The sequence below is a fragment of the Leifsonia sp. SIMBA_070 genome, assembly GCF_046534635.1.
Taxonomy (GTDB): Bacteria; Actinomycetota; Actinomycetes; order Actinomycetales; family Microbacteriaceae; genus Leifsonia.
The window spans coordinates 1-243 of the sequence record NZ_JAWRYK010000816.1; the positions used below are offsets into that span (position 1 = coordinate 1).

A 243-nucleotide genomic window follows, 5' to 3' on the forward strand; every position below is an offset into this window, starting at 1 on the left:
TATGAAAGTGTGGGTTTTCTTCATCATCTCTATGGATCGCTAAATCTGCAACCATGCCATCCATCACAAAAACATCATTACAAAATTCAATGGCTAATTGTTCTTGCTCTTCATGAGAAAGTTCCTTTGGTAAGGCTACATTCATTTCACGGGCAAGTTGTGCATTCCATTGTCTTTCTACTTTCTCCACTTCATTCCATAATTGCTGACGATCATATACCCATTTAGGTGCATGACTAGGCG

The 243-nt window shown here is 39.1% G+C and carries 1 protein-coding gene; it reads right to left on the bottom strand.

Annotation, left to right across the window (positions count from 1 at the left end; translation table 11 throughout):
- Positions 1 to 243 (bottom strand): MobA/MobL family protein (locus SB754_RS22490; RefSeq protein ID WP_410784491.1); only part of this gene is annotated, 243 nt, incomplete at both ends.